Below are 20,072 nucleotides of genomic sequence, written 5' to 3'. Positions count from 1 at the left end.
AGGATTGCAACGCTTGTGTGACCGAATTCGTGGCGGCCGTCAGGCCACGCCGCTGTCGATCGCCAGCCGCACCAGCTCGACCGAGGTCTTCACCCCAAGCTTCTGGCGCATGATGGACGAGGTGTTGGCAACAGTCTTGTAGGACGACTGCACCAGCCAGGCGATCTCGGACAGGCTCTTTCCGGTGCTGAGCAGCCGCAAAATCTCCATCTCGCGCGCGTTGAGCTTCGACAGCGGGCTTTGCGCCAGCGCGGGTCCCGCAAAGGCGATGCTGCGCGCGATCGCGGTCGGCAGATAGGTGCCGCCGCTGCCGACGGTGCGGATCGCCTCGACGAGATCGTCGGGGTCGCCGGTCTTGGAGACGTAGCCCTTGGCGCCGCACTCGATCGCGCGCGCGGCAAAGGCAGGGTCGTCGTTCATGCTGAACATGATGATTCGGGCCTCGGGCGCGCGCTCGAGGATGCGGCGCGCGAGCTCGAAGCCGGACACGGTCGGCAGGTTGATGTCGATGATGGAGAGGTCGGGGCGCTCGACGATGAAGACGCACTCGCCGTCTTCGGCGTCGGCGGCCTCCAAAATCTCGATCTCGCCCTCGTCGGCCAGCACGGCACGGCAGCCGGAGGCGACGATGGGATGATCGTCGACGATCAAAATGCGCATAGGGCGTTCCTCGCGACAGCGTCTTGGCCTGTTTCGCGCCCGGCCGGGATTGCTGTACGCTTTCGATTAGATATCGGGCGCTTCGCCTCTGTCAACGTCATCGGACAGGCGCGAGCAATCCTCCGCGGGGGCACGGGCGACACACAATGTGGCAAAATCTATCCTTGCGCGGGCGCATCAACCTGCTGCTGGCGCTGTTGCTGGCGCTGGGGCTCGCCGTCAATATCGGTCGGCAGGTCGCGGAAGCCGGGCCGCGCGTGCAGGCCGAGGACCAGAGCGTGATCCGGCTCGCGCGCGAATTCATCGGGATGATCGTTGCCGATCTCAACGAGGCGCCCGATCCGGACACCAGGCTGAATCAGATCGCGCGCGACCTCAGCCGCCTGCGCCATGTCAGCATCGCGCTTCGAGACGCCGGCGGCAATCCGCTGACGCAGCCCCGGGCCGACGCCGATGACGACACGCGCGGGCCGCCGGCCTGGTTCGTCGGCCTGGTTCATCCCGAGCAGACCGCGGTGAGCGTGCCCGTCTCGATCCACGGCAAGCCGGGCTCGCTGCTGATCATCTCGCATCCCGACGACGAGATCGCCGAGATATGGGACGCCATCGTGACCCAGCTCGAGGTCGGCTCGGCGATCGCGCTCGCGCTGTTCCTGGTGATGATGAATGTGGTCGGCCGCGCCCTGGCGCCGCTGCAGTCCCTGGCGGATGTGATGGCCGAGCTCGAAGACGGGCGCTATCAGGCGCGCGTCACGCCGGGCGGCGCACCGGAGCTCGCCGCGATCTGCACCAAGCTCAATCATCTTGCGGCAACGCTCAGCGAGGCCGTCGAGGACAAGCGGCGCCTCGCCGAGCGAGCGGTGTCGCTCCAGGACGTCGAGCGCAAGGAGATCGCGCGCGAGCTCCATGACGAGTTCGGGCCGTATCTGTTCTCGCTGCGCGCACATGCGAGCGCGCTGGCGAAGCAGGCGGACGGGCGCGCGCCGAGTGCGGAGGCCGTGCGAAAACACGGCAGCGCGATGATGGAGCAGATCAACGCGCTTCAGCAGTTCAATCGCCGCGTGCTGGAGCGGCTCCGGCCCGTCGGCCTTGCCGAGCTCGGCCTGCGCCAGGCGCTGGAATCGCTCTCGCGGCTGTGGCGGGAGTCGCATCCCGATGTCGCCATCGAGACCGTGATCTCGCCGGCGCTTGGCGTCACGGGGGAGACCGCCGACCTCACGATCTACCGCATCGTGCAGGAGGCGCTCACCAACGTGTTCCGCCACGCCGGCGCGACCTCGGTCAATGTCCTCATCGAGCCGGTGGAGCAGGCGGCGGCCGATGGCCGCGGCTGCGCCCGGGTGCGGGTCAGCGACAATGGCCGCGGCATGGAGCCGGGCCATAAGCTCGGCTTCGGCCTGGTCGGGATGCGCGAGCGGATACTGGCGCTGGGCGGCACGCTCAACGTCGTCTCCGGCGAGGGCGGTCTGACCGTGGAGGCGCTGGTTCCGACGGCGGCGTGATCGCGCCTGATACAATCGGGAAAAATTCCCGATCTTGTCGGGAAAACGGGTGCGAATATCGCCCGACCTTTTGTGGCTGGCGCGCCAACGGCCGCCGATTACACTCGTCTCAACCAAACGGCGAAAATCAAAACAGCCGGTGGTCACGGATGGGACGGCAGGGATGGGCAAGCTGAGTAGCAAGCGTCGTTTGTGGATGGCCTCGGTGTCGACGGGGCTGATGTCGGGGCTGGTTTTCGCGATCCCTGCGGGTGCCGCGCAGGACGAGGAGACCAACGTCCAGAACCTGCCCGCGGTCGAGATCACGGCGCCACCGCCGCCGACTGTGAGGCGCACCGCGCCACCACGCCCGGTCGCGCGCATCGGAGCGCCGTCATCCGCCAGCCCCAGGACCCGCATTTACGTCTACCCGACGTCGCCCGGAGCCGGCGGCAGCATCGAAGTCGACAAGATTCCAGCCAGCATCAACGCGGTCGATGCAAACCAGATCAGGCGCACCCGCTCGCCGAATATCGCCGACGCCCTGCAGCAGTATGTGCCTGGCGTCAGCATCAACGAAGTGACCGGTAATCCATTCCAGCCCGATGTGCAGTTTCGCGGCTTCGTCGCTTCACCTCTGGCCGGCACGCCGCAGGGCCTCGCCGTCTACCAGAACGGCGTGCGCATCAACGAGGCGTTTTCCGATACGGTCAATTGGGATCTGATCCCGACGGTTGCGATCCGATCGGCGCTGGTCGTGACCAACAACCCCGCGTTCGGCCTCAATGCGCTCGGCGGCGCCATCGATCTGCAGATGAAGAACGGCTTCAACTATCAAGGTGCCGAGATCGACGTCATGGGCGGCTCGTTCGGCCGCATCCAGGGCTCTGCACAATGGGGCAAGCAGGTCGACAACAACTGGGCAGTCTACGGAGCACTCGAAGGCATCCATGACACCGGCTTTCGCAATTTCTCGTCATCGGACGTCCGGCGCTTCTATGGCGATGTCGGCTATCGCTTTGAAGGCAACGAATTTCACCTCAACATGGGCGTCGCCAACAATTCCCTGGCGGGACCCAGCACCGTTCCGGCCGAATTGCTCCAGCAATATTGGGGCGCGACCTATACAACGCCGCAGACCATTTCCAACAAGGTCGGCTATCTCAACCTGACCGCCAAGGTGGAGGCGACGCCGACCTGGACCTTTGAGGGCACGGCGCATTTGCGGGGCTTCAAACAGAACACTGTGGACGGAAACCCCACCGACGCCCAGCCTTGTGCTGATCCAACCCTCCTGTGCTTTGGCGATGATACGGTCCCGGCTTTTGGCCTGAATGGCGTTCAGCTCGCCAATCCCTTTGCGCCGGGCGCCGTACTCAGCGAGGTCGATCGCACCAGCACGAGATCGACCACATTTGGCGTATCCGGGCAGGCGACTAACAGCGATCAGCTGTTCGGTCATGAGAACCGCCTCGTGATCGGCGCAAGTTATGATGTCAGCAGCACGCGCTTCACCGGTAGCGCCGACTTGGGAACGACAGGCACGAACTATGTCGTCACCGGCAGCGGGATATTCCTGGGTCCGTCCGGCGCCCCGACATCGGTCGGCCCCGTGTCGCTTCGCACCGTCAACCAATACCAGGGGCTCTATGCGCTCGACACCTTCAATGTGGACGATCGGTTTGCGGTCACGGCAGGCGGTCGGTTCAATGCGGCCCATATCTCGCTGATGGACCAGCTTGGCACCGCGCTCAATGGCGATCACAACTATGATCGGTTCAATCCGATCATCGGCGGCACCTACAAGATCACGTCCGAATTGACCGCCTATGCAGGCTATTCCGAAGCCAACCGGGTGCCGACGCCACTCGAACTCGGCTGCGCCGATCCGGCAAGGCCGTGCATCATCGGGCAGTTCCTGATCGCTGATCCCCCACTTCAGCAAGTCGTATCCAAGACGTTCGAAGCGGGTTTCCGCGGCACAAAGGAATTGAACATCGGATCGCTCGGTTGGAAAATCGGTGCCTACCGCGCGACCAACTACGACGACATCCTTGCGACCCCAGTTCCGGGGTTGACGGGCTTTGGCTTCTTCCAGAACGTCGGCCGGACACGCAGGCAGGGTATCGAAGCCGAGGTGAGCCTGAAGTCGAACGTGCTTCAGTTCCAGGCGAGCTATGCGTTCCTCGATGCACGCTTTCTCGATGCGCTGCAGCTTGGCTCGGAGAGCCCGTTTGCCGACGGCGACGGCAACATCCAGGTCCTGCCGGGTAACCAGATTCCGCGCTTGCCGCGCCATCTCCTTAAGGCCAGCGTCGAATATTCCGTGACCGATGTCTGGAAGGTCGGGGGTGACGCGCTCTTCGTCTCGAGCCAGTATTTCGTCGGCGACGAGTCCAACCAGTTTCCGAAGCTGCCGTCTTACGCCGTGTTCAATCTCAACACCTCCTACCAAGTTACCAAGAACCTCCAGATCTATGGTCGCGTAGCCAACATTTTCGACAATCGCTACTCGACGCTCGGCACCTTCTTCGACAGGGAAGCGCTGCCCAACTTCACCAATGGCGGCGCCGAGTTCACTGACCCGCGCTCGCTCAGCCCGGCACGGCCGCGTGCGTTCTATGCGGGGATGCGGGTGACGTTCTGATCCTGGCAGGACGCCCAGGGGCTTATGGGTGACGAGGAGGCCGGGGTTTTTGCCGCCCCGAGCGCGTGTCACCCCGGTTCTGTTCTACCTCAGGCCGATTGACTCAATGTTCATGTTTTGTTCTTATGCTGGTCGTCCAGCCAAGGGAGCGAGCCATGGACAACCGCATCAATGAAATCCGCAGAATAATCAGGGCATTACGTGTCAGCATGCGTGAGGCTGAAGCCATCATGCACGAGCAAATCAACAGGGACGAAGATTGCGCCTTCGTCGCCGGAGAAGTCATGAAGATGCGCACGGTGATGAGCGAGCTGGTCCAGGAGCGGGCCGCTCTCGGTGACACCGACCCGATCGTCGTCGCCAGCCTCTTCATTCCCCGCCGACGGCCGATGGCGCTGCGCCTTCGTCTTGAGAGGCGTCGTCTCGGTCCGCCGCGCGAGGCGGCACGGGCATGAAAGGACAGAGGCCGAGCTACTTCTCCGACATGCAGGAGCCGCCGGAGTTCCTGAAGGCTCTCGATCAGGCGCGCCGCCTGTCTTGCTTCGAAGGCTGGTGCCGCATGCACATCGAGGCCATCCAGGTCGCGATCGATCAGTATGCGGAAGCCGCTCTCGGTAACCGGGAGTTCTTCCTCAACAAGCCACACAGCATCGGTGGAAGTCGCAGCGGCGACGTGCCGTGACGTCTGAGACGGCGGCCAACTCCACTTTTCCAAGCCAAAGTCGGCGCGGCCTCGCCCTTAACCGCTCGGAAACCATGGCAAATGATCGGAAAACTTTAACGAAACTGTTCGGCTGTCTCTGAGTCGATTTGTCGGAGGGCCCGTCCGATGACAGAGTACCAGTTGAGAGAGCTGGAATTCCAGATCGCGCGTTACAGGCGTTTGGAGCGCGAAGTGACCGATCCGCTTGCCGCCTGCCTGCTTCACAGCATCATCGAAGATCTGGAAGCAGAGCTGCGCAGGGACACCCCGGATTGGCACGGGCCGCGCGATTAACGCTTTGTTAGCGCTAATCATGCGGATTATTCAGGAGGGACTGCCAAGGGAAACTGCCAAGGGAGACTGCTCCCATGCTGAAGGACGGCACCTATTCGGCGTGGTACAAGACGCCGCTCGACCAGGGGACGGGGATCGTTCATGTCGCAGACGGACAAATCTGGGGCTGCGACAGCCTGATGACATATCACGGCTCCTGCAAGGTCGATGGAGATCGCTTCACCGCCACGGTGTCGACGAAGCGCCATACCGACGGACGTGCAACGGTCTTCGGCGTCGACGATGAGCTCACGCTGGACATCGAAGGAAACTGCCCCGGCAAGGTCGGGACCTACACGGCGACGGCAGCACAGGTGCCGGGAATGATCCTCCAGGGCACGCTCATTCTTACGGAACAGCAGCCGCCCGCACGTGAACGAACCGGGCAAGCACCGGCGTTCAATCCCGACAAGCTCCCGAAGTTGCCGAAGCGTTCGCGCTGATCGCAGGGAGCCCCAGCCCGCTAAGGCTGCGGGCTTTCTATTCGGGGGCTGCCGTTTTGATGTGGGGTTCGACGCGCACGCCTCGTCTCGGAGGGATATTCGCCGAACATTCGATAATAGTAGCCGGAAAATCGGCCGAGACTCTGGAAGCCATAGTGCAGGGCAATGTCCGAGATCGTCCTGCTATCCTTTGGCAGGCGGAGAGCCGTGTGGGCCGAACAAAGCCGCCGGTGCTTGAGAAAGGCGATCGGGCCGATACCGAGTGCCTCCTGAAAGGCGCGATGCAGCGTACGCCGCGGCAGATGCATGTAGCTGCAAATTTTGGAGATATGAACCGGCCCCGGGCCGGCCTCGTCGAGATACTCCTCGACCTGCCGTACGATCTTCAACGCAGACGGCCGCGGACCGTCACGTTCCGACGACCGGCCTTGGACGATGTTGGCACTCATCGCTTCGATGACCGCGCGCTTCCAGAAATCGGCGGATTCGGCCGTCAGTGACGCGTTGCCGAGCCTTGCCACCAGGGACTGCAGGCGAGGGACAACACTCTGAACCGTGTGGGCATTTCCCTTGTAATGGCTTCTTCGCCACGCCGCGGGATCGCTCAGCTCACCTTCGCAGGCAAACGACGAACTGATGTCTTCGGATCGTATCGAGGCAATGATGACTTTGCTGCCGCCATAATAACGGTTCTCATGCTCAGTACCGGGCGGCGTGACCAAAACGTCTCCCGGGCAGGATTCGTAAGAGAAGCGCGTCACGCGATCGGTGCTGTCCGCGAGCATGCCGATGACGACGCCATCCGCGCCGGAAACACCCTTCGTTCTGAGACCAAGATTGAAGCTGGCGGTGTCAATGCACAGACCGTCGATCAATGCGTGCGAGAGGCGGCCGGAGAGCATTCCTTTTTGAATCTGGACCACCTCGCGAGGCGCGCCAGCAACGACTTCTCTGAATTCCTCGAACCCTTTGATCTCATGCGTCTGCAGCAAGGCAAATCCTGCCATTGTCAGATTCCGCTCGATTCAAACCGCGCCGTCGGCGACTATATTGCATTATCCGGCGTCGCTATTGAGGCACGCTTTGCAACTCGGGCATGTTTCGAACGGCGCGGCGATGCGTCGCGCCGCAGTTTGATTTGGATCAACATCGCCAAAAATTTTCCGCGTTTTCCAGCAATCGCTGCTTTTCGAACATTTGGCACAAACTGGACGTCACAGGAGGGCGATTTTACCTTATCGTTGAAATACAACGAGAAATAGAAGCGGGCAGAAAATGGAAGCGGCGCGATCTCAAGGCTTACGAGGATATCGAGACCGAGAATCGCCCGCAAGGGTGGAGCATCTGGGCGACCTTCTCGATCGCTCCGGAGGCACCCTCCGCTTCGGCGAAGCCTCTGGCCCTCAATATTGAGAGCGAAGGTAGCTCCGATGGCAGGCGAAAAACCGCCTAACGCCCGTCGCTTCCGGGTCGGCTTCCGGACCTCGATTATTGCCGTATTCGTCGGAGTCGTGCTCGCAGTCGGACTATCTCTTGTCTGGCTCAGCTTCGAACGGGTGACGAGGATCACTTACAACGCCGCGACTGGCTTCATCGAGAAGGTCGCCCAGCTCGGCGCCGATCACGTCGACGAGCAGTTCACCAACGTGCGTGACAATCTGAGGATACTCACTGGACTTCCGTCGATCCGTTCGGCGGACATCGTCGACAACCCGCGCCTTTATGCCGTGCTGGCCTCCATGCTGCGCAACAATCCGCAGCTATTCAATCTCTATGTCGGCTATGATGACGGATCGTTCCTCGAAATGGACGTCATCGATCGCGCCTCGCCGGCCTTCAGGGCGGGCTTGAAAGTCGCGGACGAGGCCGCCTTCCGCCTGGTGGTGATACAGCGCAGCGGTCGGATCAATTTTTCGACGATCTATTTGTCCGAGACGCTGGATGCGGTGAGCACCAGGACTGAGCCAACCGACTACGACCCCAGACAGCGCCCGTGGTACGTCGAGGCGTTCAAGGTGGACAAGACGCTTCTGACCGGCCCCTACGTGTTCTTTGCGACCGGCGAGCCCGGTTACACGCTGCGGGTGCCTCTCGGGGCAGGGCGTTCCGGAGCCGTCGCCGGCGACATTCTTCTCAACACGTTCGAGGACATGCTGGCGCAACAGAAGCTGGGCAAGTCCGGTCTTGCGTTCCTGTTCGATGATTCCAATCGGGTCGTCGGACATCCGGAGATGAGGCGCCTGATGGGCGCGAGCCAGGAGCTTCCGACTTTTGCAGCGCTGGACGTGCCCGGCCTGATGCCCGCAATCGAGGCCTGGCGTCGAGGAGGTCCCTCACAGCAGATCTTCGTCGACAAGGCCGGGCGAACCTACCTGGCCGGTTTCCATCGCGTGCAGTCGACGGGAGACGCCGACGTCAGGCTGGCGGAGGTCGCGCCTCCCGACGAGTTCTACGGCCAGATTCTCTCCGAGCGACGCTCTCTGTTTGCGCTGGCGCTCGCTTTCGTCGGTGCGACCTTGCCGTTTGCGTTCTGGCTCGGCTCTCTGATCGCGCGCCCCTTGCGCAAGCTCGCCGACCAGACCGACGAGATCCAGCGATTCAAGATCGCCGATCGTCCGCGCGTTCGCTCCAGCATCGTTGAGATCGACGAGCTCGGCCGCTCGGTTTTCACCATGCGCAGCGTCGTCCGGAGCTTTTCGAGCTACGTCCCGAAGCAGATCGTGCGACAACTGGTCGAGACCGAGGCCTCGCTCGAACTAGGCGGATCGCGGCGCGAAATTACGGTGCTGTTCACTGACGTGGCCGACTTCACGGCCAAAACCGAGATGGCCGACCCGTCTCAAGTGATGATTTACACGTCGCGCTATTTCGCCGCCCTTTCCGAGGAGATCATGCGTCACCGCGGCACCATCGACAAGTTCATCGGTGACGGCCTGATGGGATTCTGGAACGCGCCGGCAGAGGATCCGGATCATACGGCAGGCGCCTGCCGCGCCGTGTTGGCCTGCATCCAGGCCAATCAGGAGCTGAACAGGGCGTTCGCAGCAGAGGGGTGGCCGCCCTACCATACCCGCTTTGGCCTTCACGTCGGCGACGCCGTGGTAGGAAATATCGGCTCCAACGATCGAATGAACTATACCGCGCTCGGCGCGACCGTGAATCTTGGCTCGCGGCTGGAAGGTCTCAACAAGAACTATGGCACGCAAATCCTGGTGAGCTCCGCCGTCCGCGCGCGTGTCGCCGATCGCTTCCTGTTTCGCAGCGTCGACCGTATTAGCCCGAAAGGCTTCGCGGACGCCGTAGACATCAGCGAACTTCGCGCGGAACTTCCGGACACTCTTCCGGAGGAGATCGCGATGTGCCGGCGCTGGGAAGACGTTTTTCGATCAATAGAGCAGAAAGCTATCGAAAGCGCCTCGTTTCAACTCTCCGCTTTCTTGATCGACTTTCCGGAAGACACGATCGCCCTCCACCATGCTCGGCGACTGCAAGAGCAGGTCACTCAGCAGGCTGTCTGACGCGTTCCCGATACTCAGGGCCAGTCCTGCGATTTTGTCCGACGCACTCCGTCATCGGCAGATCACTGCGAATATGAAAGCTGATCTTCCGTAACGACTCGCTCAATTTTCTCCGACTTGCACTTGATGCGGTATCGGAGACGTCCATCGGCCTCGATGGGCATATGCTGGACGATGGTGTAAATCATCGGCTCATCAGTTGCGGCACGTCCTTGTGGACCTTGGGGCTGATGGCGAACGTCTTCATTTAGCTTGTAGGCATACGACATATATCTACCTCGGAATTCACAGTTGCTCTCACGTGGGGGCAGTCGTCGTGTCCTGTCAGGACAGGCGCTTAGTCAAGCGGAAGGGGTTACCACAGTCTCCAGCGTTTATCCGCGCCGTGAGCCGGTCGTTCTCCTCTTTGACTCGTGCAGGCAGTTGATCAGGCTCTCTAGATTGGTTTGCTCCGACGCTGCGGCCTCAAACTGCGAACTGACTCACCCACTAGCTGGTCCACAGCAGCCCTCCCCAAAAAGGCGGGAGTGCAAGCACTCTCAGTCGCCGCCAATTGCCTGGAGCGGAGCGGCGATGGCTCCACCATACATCACATTTGGCAACTTTGGTCGTAAATTCTGAGGGGGTTATGGCATTCTGCAAGCATACGGCCCGCGCCTGACAGGGAACTGACCCTTCCTTTCCGGATTGGGCTGGGAACTCTGAGCTAACCCGCAGGCCAGTCCAGGCATCTGGGTTCGTACATGGGCGGCGCGGGAGCGGTTTGATGGTTCTGGGCATAAGGCACACAAGACCGTGTACCGGTTTGGAGGCCAAGTCAGCCTGAACCACCATCGATTTTTGCTGCGCCCTCGCGAAAGTCGCGATCTCAGGCTTCTTTCCAATGTCATTCACCTCACGCCGCTTGGCGAATTAACATGGGCACAGGATGTTTTCGGCAATTCTGTCGCCACGGCCAACTTCACGGGCAGTACAGACAGCCTGGTCGTCGAAAGTTTGTCCGAGGTCGAATTGACCTCGACCGCCTGGCCCGTTTTCCCTGTTTCGGCGTCAGCCATCTCCTACCCGTTCCGGTACACGGATGAGGAGTGGATGGACTTGGGGGCGCTCGTCAGGCCTCAGTAGGTCGGCCGACGATCGCGGTGGTCTTTCAGACCGCGTTGTCGCATCCGGCAATTCTGCATCCTCAGCCCTCGGCCCGCCCGCTTCTCGAACGACCCGCGATTCGCCATGGTGCTGCGGCAAGAGCATCACCCCGGAGCAACATCAATGTCGGACAAGGTCTCGCGTCGCCAGTTCGCGAAAATCGCGGGATTGTCCGCAGCCGGGCTGGCAAATCCCCTGGAGGCCGCCGAGATCAAGCGGGCACCGGCGCCGCGAGGCATGGACGGCTTTCCCGCGGGCTTCCTCTGGGGCACGGCGACCTCGTCCTACCAGGTCGAGGGTGCGGTCAACGAGGACGGGCGGGGTCCCTCGATCTGGGACAAGTTCGTCCGCATCCCCGGCAAGATCGAGGACGGCTCTACCGGCGACCGCGCCAACGAGCATTATCACCGGTACAAGGAGGACATCGCGCTCATCAAGGAGCTTGGCTGCAAGGCCTATCGCTTCTCGGTGGCCTGGCCGCGGGTGTTTCCGGACGGCGACGGCCAGCCGAATCCGAAGGGGCTCGACTTCTACAATCGCCTGGTCGATGAGCTTCTCAAAAACGGCATCGAGCCGTGGCTGACGCTCTATCATTGGGACCTGCCGCAATCGCTTCAGGATCGTTTCGGCGGCTGGCGCTCGACGGAGACCTGCAAGATCTTCGGTGATTACGCGGCCTATGTCGCCGAGCATCTCACCGATCGCGTCAAGAACGTGTTCACGCTGAACGAGAGCGGCCGCTTCGTCTATTTCGGATACGGCATCGGCATCGATGCGCCGGGCCTGACGCTGCCGCAAGCCGAGGTCAACCAGATCAGGCACAACAGTGCGCTCGCGCATGGGCTCGCGGTGCAGGCGGTACGCGCCTATGGCCGCCGCGGCACCCGGGTCGGGCCGGCCGAGAACATCGATGCCTGCGCGCCTGCGATCGACACGCCCGAGAACGTCCGCGCCGCCGAGATCGCGCTGCGCGAGATGAACGCCGGCTATCTCAACGTCATCATGACGGGCCAGTACACCGACGCCTTCCTGAAGTTCGCCGGGCGCGACGCGCCGAAATACACCGATGCCGAGCTGAAGATCATCTCTTCGCCGGTCGATTTCCTCGGCCTCAACATCTACGCGCCGCAGAACTATGTGGTGGCCTCCGACCAGGGCGCGGGCTTCATGCCACTGCCGATCCCGAAATCGTTCCCGCACATGAATTCGGACTGGCTGCGCGTCGGCCCGGAGACGCTCTACTGGGTGCCGAAGCTCGCTGCAAAAATCTGGAAGACCGATGCGATCTATATCAGCGAGAACGGCACCTCCGGCGAAGACGTCGTGACGCCCGACGGCAAGATCTACGACACCGACCGCATCATGTTTTTGCGCAACTATCTCGCCCAGCTTCAGCGCGCCACCGCAGAAGGCGTACCGGTGCGCGGCTACTTCCTCTGGAGCCTGATGGACAACTTTGAATGGGTGTTCGGGCTCAACAAGCGCTTTGGGCTCTACCACGTCAATTTCGACACGCAGGTCCGTACGCCGAAACTCAGCGCCAGTTTCTATCGCAACGTTATCGCGAAGAACGCGGCGGGGGCGTGATTGCTCTCCCTTGCCCGGTTCTTGCGGGGGCGCGACGAGCCTGGCTGGCGCTGACGGGGGGCGGGTGAGGGGTTCCGCCAGCGCGCATTGACTCGCTTCGCCCCCTGATTCAAAACGCCTCTAACCATTCAAAAAGAGGATAACGCCAATGACCGACGCACTCATCATCGATGCCTGCCGGACCCCGCGCGGCGTCGGCAAGGCCGGCAAGGGGGCGCTCTCGGGCATCCATCCGCAGCAGCTGGGTGCAACTGTGCTGCGCGCGCTCGCCGAGCGCACCGGGATCGACACCGCCGATGTCGACGACATCATCTGGGGCTGCAGCGCGCAGGTCGCAACGCAAGGCGGCGATCTCGGCCGCATGTCGGCGCTGGATGCCGGCTACGACGTGCGCGCGAGCGCCGTGACGCTCGACCGCTTCTGCGGCTCCGGCATCACCAGCGTCAACATGGCCGCAAGCTCGATCATGGCGGGTGCGGAAGACCTCGTCATTGCCGGCGGTTGCGAGATGATGTCGATGGAAGGACGTCGCGGCGGCGGTCCGATGATGATGGATAGCGGCAATCTGCGCCTGCGTGCGCGGCATCCGCAGTCGCATCAGGGCGTCTGCGCCGACGCGATCGCGACCATGGAAGGCATCACGCGGAGGGACGTCGACGCACTCGGGCTCGAAAGCCAGAAGCGCGCAGCACATGCGATGGCGAACGGCCACTTCAGGAAGAGCCTCGTTCCGGTGCATCGTGAGGACGGCAGCCTCGCGCTCGACCATGAAGAATATCCGCGGCCGCAGACCACGATGGAAGGGTTGAGCGCGCTCAAGCCGGCATTCCCCGCCATTGCTGACTATGCGATCGACGACAAGGGCATGACGTATCGCGGTCTCATCCTGCAGAAGTACCCCGACCTCGAGATCGACTTCATGCACCATGCCGGCAACTCGTCCGGCGTCGTCGATGGCGCGGCCGCAATCCTTCTCGCGTCGCCTGCTTACGCGAAGGCGCATGGGCTCAAGCCGCGCGCCCGTGTGGTTGCGATGGCCAACATGGGGGACTCGCCGACCCTGATGCTGAACGCGCCGGTGCCGGCGACGCGCAAGGTGCTGGCGAAGGCGGGACTGACCATCGACGACATCGACCTGTTCGAGATCAACGAGGCCTTTGCCGTGGTTGCGGAAAAATACATCCGTGACCTCAAGCTCGACCGTGCCAAAGTGAACGTCAATGGCGGCTCGATCGCACTCGGCCATCCCATCGGCGCCACGGGCTCGATCCTGATCGGCACCGTGCTGGACGAACTCGAACGGCGCGGCCTCAAGCGCGGTCTCGTCACCATGTGCGCGGCCGGCGGCATGGCCCCGGCCGTCATCATCGAGCGCGTCTAGCCTTATTTTCTAGGGTGAATCGCGACCGGCCTTCCACAAAGAGGCCGGTCGTCGCTTGTCGAAAGCATCGAATCAGCTTTAGCAAGGCTGCGTGCGGGCCTTTGAAACAAGGTAGAATCCGCTGCCCGAGGCTCCTTCCGCACTGGAAGTGGCTAAAATGCAGGGTTTTTTGCCACAGAGGGCCAAAAAAGCCCGTAAAACCGCGACAAAACTGTGCAGAAGGCTATAGGCCTTCGCCGGTTGGTCTAATATGCAGCCGCCAACGAATCAGAGGAGACACGATGCCAACCCAAATGTCCAAATCGCAGCTGATCGAAAAGATTGCGACCACCACCGAGCTTTCCAAGCGCGACGTCAAGAGCGTCATGGAGACGCTGACGGAAGTCGGCCACAAGGAGCTCAAGAAGAACGGCCTGTTCCTGGTGCCGGGCTTCGCCAAATTCGTGGTCATCAAGAAGCCCGCCACCAAGGCGCGCAAGGGCACCAACCCGTTCACGGGTGAAGAGATGATGTTCAAGGCCAAGCCGGCCCGGAAGATCGTTCGCGCCCGCCCGGTCAAGGCGGCCAAGGACGCCGTGGGCTAATAGCGCAAAGGCCCCCTTGAGCGAGGGGGCCTTTTGTTTGGGGCTGCCGCGAGGACTTGAGACGGAGGGCTCAACCCTTGCGGCGCTTCACCCGGACCGGGACCGGCTGAAGCCGCGGTCCTGGCGTCGCCAGCGCATCGCGAACCCCGTCGATGGCGCGATCGAGCAACTGGCGCAGCCGCTGCGTCTTCCGCGATCGCTTTGCTCGTTCCAGCAGTTTCTTCATCGCATTCACTCCGCCGCTTCGACCTTGGCGTCCGCGGGTTCGAGCGCCGCGGCGATGGCCTCGTCGACGCGCTCCAGCCAGATGAATTCGAGGTTGTCCCGCGCGCTCTGCGGGATGTCGTCGTAGTCCCGCTTATTGCGCGCCGGCAGCATCACCCGCTTCAGACCCGCAGCCGCGGCTGCCACCACTTTCTCCTTGATGCCGCCGACCGGCAGCACCAGGCCGCGCAGCGAGATTTCGCCGGTCATGGCGGTGTCGCTGCGCACCGTGCGATTGGTGAGCAGTGACGTCAGCGCCGTGAACATCGCAACGCCCGCGCTCGGCCCGTCCTTCGGGGTCGCGCCTGCGGGCACGTGAACGTGGATATCGCTCTTCTCGAACAGCTGCGGATCGATGCCGAGCTGCGAGGCTTTGCTCTTCACCAGCGTCATCGCGGCCTGCACGCTCTCGCGCATGACCTCGCCGAGCTGGCCGGTCAGGATCATCCCGCCCCGGCCCGATACACGCGAGGCCTCGATGAACAGGATGTCGCCGCCGACTGGCGTCCAGGCAAGGCCGGTGGCCACACCTGGAATGCTGGTGCGCTGCGCGATCTCGCCCTCGAAGCGCGGCTGGCCGAGCACGGTGCCGATGTCCTTCGGCGTCACGACGACCTTTACAGCCGTGCCCTCGGCGACCTGCACCGCGGCGTGCCGAAACAGTTTGCCGATCTCGCGCTCGAGATTACGCACGCCGGCCTCGCGGGTGTAGCCCTTGACCACCAGCTTCAGCGCCTCCGGCTCGATCTCGGCCTGCGCGGCGGTCAGGCCGTTCGCCTCGAGCTGCCGCCGCACCAGATAGCGCCGTGCGATTTCCAGCTTCTCTTCCTGGGTGTAGCCGGCGAGGCTGATCAGCTCCATGCGGTCCAGCAGCGGACTCGGGATCTGGTCCAGCATGTTGGCGGTCGCGATGAAGACCACGCGCGACAGGTCGAAGGGCACGCCCAGGTAATTGTCCCGGAACGTCCCGTTCTGCTCGGGGTCGAGCACCTCCAGCATCGCAGCCGAAGGATCGCCCTGCACGCCGCGGCCCATCTTGTCGATCTCGTCCAGCATCATGACGCAGTTCCGCGTGCCGGCCTTCTTGATGCCCTGGATGATGTTGCCGGGCAGCGCGCCGATATAGGTGCGCCGGTGGCCGCGGATCTCGGCCTCGTCATGCACGCCGCCGAGGCTGACGCGCACGAAGGGGCGATCCATCGCGCGTGCGATGGATTGGCCGAGCGAGGTCTTGCCGACGCCGGGCGGCCCGACGAAGCACAGGATCGGCGCCTTGCCTTGCGGCGCGAGCTTGCGCACCGCCAGATATTCGATGATCCGGGTCTTGATCTTCTCCAGGCCAAAGTGATCAGCGTCGAGGATGCGGCGCGCTTCCTTGATGTCGATCGGCTTCTCCGCGGGCAGCGCCCAGGGCAGCTCGATCAGCCAGTCCAAATAGGTACGGATCATGCCGGCTTCGCCGGCGGCCTCCGGCATGCGCTCGTAGCGCCGCAGCTCCTTCTTCGCATGAGCATCCGCTTCGGGCGGCATGTTGGCCTTGGCGATGGCAGCGGTCAGCTCGGCGACCTCGGCCGCCTTGCCGTCGCCTTCGCCGAGCTGGCGCTGGATGGTCGCCATCTGCTCGCGCAGGATCGCCTCGCGCTGCCGTTCGTCGAAGCTGGCGCGGGTCTGCTGGCCGATTTCATTGCTGATGCGTAGCACCTCCAGCCGTTCGGCCAGATGCTTTGACACCTTCTCGACACGCAAAGCGAGGTCGATGGTCTCCAAAACCTCCTGCTTGTCCTGCGCCTTGATGTCCATGAACGAGGTCGCCAGGTCGGCCAGCGCGCCGGGCGCGGTGGTGCTCTGGAACATCGCGACCAGCTCCGGCGGCGCCTGCGGCAGCAGTTCGATGGCCTCGATGGCCAGGCGCTGCAGGTTCAGCGCGCGCGCCTCGATCTCGGGCGAGTTCGCAGTCGGCTCCGGAATCTGCTGGATCCGCGCGGCCGGGAACGGCGTCCCCGGCAGGAAGTCGAGGATGCGCGCGCGCTGCACGCCCTGGCAGACGATGTGATGGGTGCCGTCGGGCGCGGTGATGTAGCGCACGATGTTGGCGATGGTCGCGACCCGGTAGAGGTCGTCCGGCCCGGGCTCGTCGGTCTCGGGGCTGCGCTGCAGGACGATGCCGATCGGCCGCTGCTCGCGCAGCGCCTGCTGTGCGGCGGCGATCGACTTCGGCCGCGCGATCGCGATCGGCCCGATGGCGCCGGGAAACAGCACCATGTCGCGCACGGCGATGATGATCAGCGCGTCTTCGGGAATCTTCACGTCGGAAGTGTTTTGCGGATTGGTCTGTGCGGTATTCATTTGCTCGGTGGCCATGATCGACCTCAGGATTTGGCGAGGCGCAATGCGACGCAGCCGTCCATCACGAAGCGGCTGATGGCGTAGCGGCCAACGGGAAGCACGATGCGCCGCTCGAAGCGGCCCTGCGGCAGCTCGAGCCGGTGGATGCGGGCGTTGCGAAGCTCCGGCGGAAGGGTGCGCTGGCCGGAGATGACGAGCACGCCGTCATGGATGACAGTCTCGACATTGTCGGGATTGACGCCGGGAAGCGCGACCAGGATCAGCAGCTCATGCTCGGTTTCGAGCACGTCGATCGGCGGCTCCCAGCAGGCCTCCTGGCGGCCGAACTGCTGACGCAGCCGTTCGGCGCGGGTCAGCTGGTCCAGGGCTTCGGACAGCATCCAGTCGAGGGGATTTTTGGGTTGCATGATGCAGGCTCGGCGGTGGGGAATGCTGCATATGGGGCTGGTTCCCGGGAATTCCAGCCCGGCGGCGCGGACGTGCCATGCGGATCGTGCGATCCGAAAAGACAAGCGCCGCGGCCTTCCGGGCCGCGGCGTTGCGTTGTCAGGCGTGAGCGGCTCAGGCCGCTTTGCGGTATTCCTCTTCCGCTTCGAGGTTGATCACGGAAGTGGCGAGCTCGGTCAAGGCGTGGTCGGTCGCCTCTTCCTCCTCCAGCGTCGCCTGCAGCAATCTTGCTGCGTCCTGCATGCCGAGCTCCTCGGCCCAGGTGCGCAAGGTGCCGTAGCGGGAGATTTCATAGTGCTCGACCGCCTGCGCCGCTGCGAGCAGGCCGGCGTCGAGCGCAGGTGCGTTCTTGAACTCCTTCATGATCTCGGCGCCTTCGTCGGTAATGCCGTTGATCGCTTCGCAAGGCTTGCCGCGGGCCGGCTTGCCCAGCATCTTGAAGATCTGGTCCAGACGTTTGACCTGGCCCTGCGTCTCGCGCAGATGCTTGTTGAAGGCCGCCGCGAGCTGCTTCGAGTTTGCGGCCTTGGCCATCTTGGGCAAGGTCTTGATGATCTTGTTCTCGGCGAAATAGATGTCCTTCAGCGTCTCCAGAAACAGATCGCTCAACATCTTCGGTGCCTGACGCGGGCGCCGCGCCGCGGTCTTCTTGGTTGTACGTTTCTTTGCTCGTTTGGCCATAGATCCTCCTCTTGAGGTGACACGGGAAGGCATCGCCTTCCTCGATCCTCAGGCGATCAAAACCTTTGCGAGAACGAAAGTTCCAAACTGCAACCTGCGCTCACGGCGATCGTTCAGGTCGGGCGCTTATGAGGATCTTCCTGCCGCTGCCGCGTCTCGGTGTTGCGGTCGAGCTGTGCGCGCTCGCTGCGCCGCAGGCGTCCCGATTTCGACACGCCATAGACGAGAACCGCACCGAGCAGGAAGGCTCCGATGAACCAGAGCCAGAGCAAATTGGCCGAGAGGTGGCCCAGCAACATTCCAATTCCACTGTCACTCATTGTGCATCTCCGGTGATTTTCAAAGCTGTTCTGCCGGGCTAAGTCAGTCCGCCAGCCATCGTTCCTGCGTCCAGGGAGCCCACCGAGACATGATCGACTTCACCCTGTCGGCCTTCGTGACGCTGTTGCTCGTGGTCGATCCCGTGGGCCTTGCGCCGGCTTTCCTCGCCGCGACCGGAGGCATGCCCGACAAGACCAAACGCACCATCGCGCTGCGCGCGCCGCTGATTGCGGCGTCGATCCTGGTGGTGATCGCGCTGATCGGAAACTGGCTCCTGCGCCAGCTCGGGATCGGCATCCCCGCCTTCCAGATCGCCGGCGGGCTGCTGCTGTTCGGCGTGTCCTACCAGATGATCTTCGGCGACCGTCCGCATCGCGAGGCCCGCGAGGCCGACAAGGCGACGTCAGAGCATGCCTTCGACGTCGCGGTATTCCCGCTGGCGATCCCGATGATGGCCGGTCCGGGCGCGATCGCGACCACGCTGCTGCTTTCGGGCGATGCCGGCTACGGGGCGAGGCTCGCGATCATCATCGCGGTCGTGCTCTGCGTCTGCCTCATCTGCATGCTCTGCTTTGCCTCCGCGAACATGATCGCGCGCACCCTTGGGCGCACCGGCAACGCCGTGCTTTCGCGGGTGCTCGGCATGCTGCTCGCGGCCTATTCGGTGCAGTTCGTGATCAACGGGATCGCCGCCGTCCGGGCGAGCTTGCCGTAGGGCTGCGACAATCTGTTAATGCGTTGATTTTCATGATTATTTCACGATGCGGCGAGAGCGCCGGCGCGATCGCGGGCGATCCGGTCTGCTTTCTCTTGCGCTGCCACATTGCTTTGACGTACTCCCCGTCTAACAAGCGCCCATCGTCAGGAATTCGATATCTCGATGACAGCGGACGAGCTCGACAAGAGACAGGCCATCATCGGCGCCTGCCGCCGCATGAATGCGCTCGGCATCAACCAGGGCACCTCGGGCAATATCAGCGTCCGACATGTGGACGGGCTTCTGATCACACCGACCAGCGTGCCCTATGACGCCATGACGCCGGACCAGATCGTCTTCATGGGGATGGACGGCTCACATGCGCCCAGTCAGAAGCCGTCCAGCGAGTGGCGCTTCCACCTCGACATCCTGAAGGCCCGGCAGGACGTCAACGCCATCGTCCACGCTCATCCGACCTATTGCACCATCCTCGCGATCATGGGCATGGAGATCCCGCCCGTGCACTACATGATCGCAGCCGCCGGCGGAGACAGCATCCGCTGCGCGCCCTATGCCACCTTCGGAACGGTCGAGCTGTCGGAACATGCGGTGCGGGCGCTGGAGGACCGGCTCGCCTGCCTGCTCGACCATCACGGCATGATCGCGGTCGGCAAGTCGCTGGACAAGGCGATGTGGCTCGCGGTCGAGGTCGAGACACTGGCGCGGCAATATCACGGCTGCCTCCAGATCGGAGAGCCGCCGCTGCTTTCGAGCGCCGAGATCGAGCGGGTCCGCCAGCGCATGTCCGGTTACGGCATGTCGGAAGAGTAGGG

Annotated in this window: 22 protein-coding genes; 13 read left to right on the top strand and 9 right to left on the bottom strand. The window is 63.0% G+C overall.

The window, feature by feature from the left end; all coding sequences use genetic code 11:
- Positions 1 to 39 precede the first annotated feature (39 nt).
- Positions 40 to 660 carry a response regulator gene (locus IVB27_RS12605; RefSeq protein WP_247443897.1) on the bottom strand — a complete coding sequence of 207 codons (621 nt, stop codon included), beginning with the start codon at positions 658 to 660 and terminating at the stop codon, positions 40 to 42.
- A gap of 146 nt (positions 661 to 806) precedes the next feature.
- On the opposite strand from IVB27_RS12605, the gene IVB27_RS12600 reads away from it, so the two are divergent.
- From IVB27_RS12600 to IVB27_RS12575, 6 genes are all read left to right on the top strand, one after another.
- Complete coding sequence (locus IVB27_RS12600) at positions 807 to 2,162, top strand: histidine kinase (RefSeq protein WP_247443896.1); 1,356 nt, start codon at positions 807 to 809, stop codon at positions 2,160 to 2,162.
- Positions 2,163 to 2,325: 163 nt separating this feature from the next.
- Positions 2,326 to 4,788, top strand: coding sequence for a TonB-dependent receptor (locus tag IVB27_RS12595; RefSeq protein WP_247443895.1), 2,463 nt, complete (start codon positions 2,326 to 2,328; stop codon positions 4,786 to 4,788).
- Positions 4,789 to 4,943: 155 nt separating this feature from the next.
- On the top strand, positions 4,944 to 5,243 hold the full coding sequence (locus IVB27_RS12590) for a hypothetical protein (protein ID WP_247443894.1): 300 nt from the start codon (positions 4,944 to 4,946) through the stop codon (positions 5,241 to 5,243).
- On the top strand, positions 5,240 to 5,470 hold the full coding sequence (locus tag IVB27_RS12585) for a hypothetical protein (protein WP_247349555.1): 231 nt from the start codon (positions 5,240 to 5,242) through the stop codon (positions 5,468 to 5,470). Before IVB27_RS12590 ends, IVB27_RS12585 begins: the two co-directional genes overlap by 4 nt.
- A gap of 147 nt (positions 5,471 to 5,617) precedes the next feature.
- Positions 5,618 to 5,785: a hypothetical protein gene (locus IVB27_RS12580; protein ID WP_247443893.1), complete on the top strand. Its 168-nt coding sequence runs from the start codon at positions 5,618 to 5,620 to the stop codon at positions 5,783 to 5,785.
- 74 nt (positions 5,786 to 5,859) lie between these two features.
- Positions 5,860 to 6,267, top strand: a complete 408-nt coding sequence (locus IVB27_RS12575; RefSeq protein WP_247349553.1) for a hypothetical protein — start codon at positions 5,860 to 5,862, stop codon at positions 6,265 to 6,267.
- 20 nt (positions 6,268 to 6,287) lie between these two features.
- Here the strand turns inward: IVB27_RS12575 and IVB27_RS12570 are convergent, their stop codons facing one another.
- Together IVB27_RS12570 and IVB27_RS12565 are read right to left on the bottom strand one after the other, a co-directional pair.
- Positions 6,288 to 7,274, bottom strand: coding sequence for an AraC family transcriptional regulator (locus IVB27_RS12570; RefSeq protein WP_247443892.1), 987 nt, complete (start codon positions 7,272 to 7,274; stop codon positions 6,288 to 6,290).
- A 38-nt stretch (positions 7,275 to 7,312) separates the two neighbouring features.
- A complete protein-coding gene (locus tag IVB27_RS12565) occupies positions 7,313 to 7,600 on the bottom strand; it encodes a hypothetical protein (protein ID WP_247443891.1) in 288 nt (95 codons plus the stop codon).
- 97 nt (positions 7,601 to 7,697) lie between these two features.
- On the opposite strand from IVB27_RS12565, the gene IVB27_RS12560 reads away from it, so the two are divergent.
- Positions 7,698 to 9,785: an adenylate/guanylate cyclase domain-containing protein gene (locus IVB27_RS12560; RefSeq protein ID WP_247443890.1), complete on the top strand. Its 2,088-nt coding sequence runs from the start codon at positions 7,698 to 7,700 to the stop codon at positions 9,783 to 9,785.
- 62 nt (positions 9,786 to 9,847) lie between these two features.
- Here the strand turns inward: IVB27_RS12560 and IVB27_RS12555 are convergent, their stop codons facing one another.
- Positions 9,848 to 10,054, bottom strand: a complete 207-nt coding sequence (locus tag IVB27_RS12555) for a hypothetical protein (RefSeq protein ID WP_247443889.1) — start codon at positions 10,052 to 10,054, stop codon at positions 9,848 to 9,850.
- 526 nt (positions 10,055 to 10,580) lie between these two features.
- Between IVB27_RS12555 and IVB27_RS12550 the strand changes: the two genes are divergently transcribed.
- The 4 genes from IVB27_RS12550 (at position 10,581) to IVB27_RS12535 (ending at position 14,483) form a co-directional block, all read left to right on the top strand.
- A complete protein-coding gene (locus IVB27_RS12550; protein ID WP_247443888.1) occupies positions 10,581 to 10,910 on the top strand; it encodes a transglutaminase N-terminal domain-containing protein in 330 nt (109 codons plus the stop codon).
- 144 nt (positions 10,911 to 11,054) lie between these two features.
- Positions 11,055 to 12,518 carry a GH1 family beta-glucosidase gene (locus IVB27_RS12545; protein WP_247349547.1) on the top strand — a complete coding sequence of 488 codons (1,464 nt, stop codon included), beginning with the start codon at positions 11,055 to 11,057 and terminating at the stop codon, positions 12,516 to 12,518.
- A gap of 148 nt (positions 12,519 to 12,666) precedes the next feature.
- On the top strand, positions 12,667 to 13,899 hold the full coding sequence (locus tag IVB27_RS12540; RefSeq protein WP_247443887.1) for an acetyl-CoA C-acetyltransferase: 1,233 nt from the start codon (positions 12,667 to 12,669) through the stop codon (positions 13,897 to 13,899).
- A gap of 281 nt (positions 13,900 to 14,180) precedes the next feature.
- Entirely contained in the window at positions 14,181 to 14,483 is a 303-nt protein-coding gene (locus IVB27_RS12535; protein WP_247349545.1) for an HU family DNA-binding protein, read from the top strand.
- A gap of 70 nt (positions 14,484 to 14,553) precedes the next feature.
- Here the strand turns inward: IVB27_RS12535 and IVB27_RS12530 are convergent, their stop codons facing one another.
- From IVB27_RS12530 to IVB27_RS12510, 5 genes are all read right to left on the bottom strand, one after another.
- Positions 14,554 to 14,709, bottom strand: a complete 156-nt coding sequence (locus IVB27_RS12530; protein WP_247443886.1) for a hypothetical protein — start codon at positions 14,707 to 14,709, stop codon at positions 14,554 to 14,556.
- A gap of 5 nt (positions 14,710 to 14,714) precedes the next feature.
- On the bottom strand, positions 14,715 to 17,108 hold the full coding sequence (gene lon / locus IVB27_RS12525; RefSeq protein ID WP_247443885.1) for an endopeptidase La: 2,394 nt from the start codon (positions 17,106 to 17,108) through the stop codon (positions 14,715 to 14,717).
- 8 nt (positions 17,109 to 17,116) lie between these two features.
- A complete protein-coding gene (locus IVB27_RS12520) occupies positions 17,117 to 17,500 on the bottom strand; it encodes an Hsp20/alpha crystallin family protein (RefSeq protein ID WP_247443884.1) in 384 nt (127 codons plus the stop codon).
- Between the two features lie 154 nt (positions 17,501 to 17,654).
- The gene (locus tag IVB27_RS12515) at positions 17,655 to 18,221 is read right to left on the bottom strand and encodes a YciE/YciF ferroxidase family protein (RefSeq protein WP_247443883.1); all 567 of its coding nucleotides are present in this window, start codon (positions 18,219 to 18,221) and stop codon (positions 17,655 to 17,657) included.
- Positions 18,222 to 18,334: 113 nt separating this feature from the next.
- Positions 18,335 to 18,541 (bottom strand): hypothetical protein, encoded by a 207-nt coding sequence (locus IVB27_RS12510; RefSeq protein ID WP_247443882.1) that lies wholly within the window; start codon positions 18,539 to 18,541, stop codon positions 18,335 to 18,337.
- A gap of 89 nt (positions 18,542 to 18,630) precedes the next feature.
- Between IVB27_RS12510 and IVB27_RS12505 the strand changes: the two genes are divergently transcribed.
- A complete protein-coding gene (locus IVB27_RS12505) occupies positions 18,631 to 19,257 on the top strand; it encodes a MarC family protein (protein WP_247443881.1) in 627 nt (208 codons plus the stop codon).
- A gap of 165 nt (positions 19,258 to 19,422) precedes the next feature.
- Positions 19,423 to 20,070: an L-fuculose-phosphate aldolase gene (locus IVB27_RS12500; protein WP_247443880.1), complete on the top strand. Its 648-nt coding sequence runs from the start codon at positions 19,423 to 19,425 to the stop codon at positions 20,068 to 20,070.
- Positions 20,071 to 20,072: the final 2 nt, after the last annotated feature.

This window comes from Bradyrhizobium sp. 197 (genome assembly GCF_023073375.1).
Lineage (GTDB): Bacteria > Pseudomonadota > Alphaproteobacteria > Rhizobiales > Xanthobacteraceae > Bradyrhizobium.
This window is presented reverse-complemented; position numbering and strand designations above follow the sequence as displayed.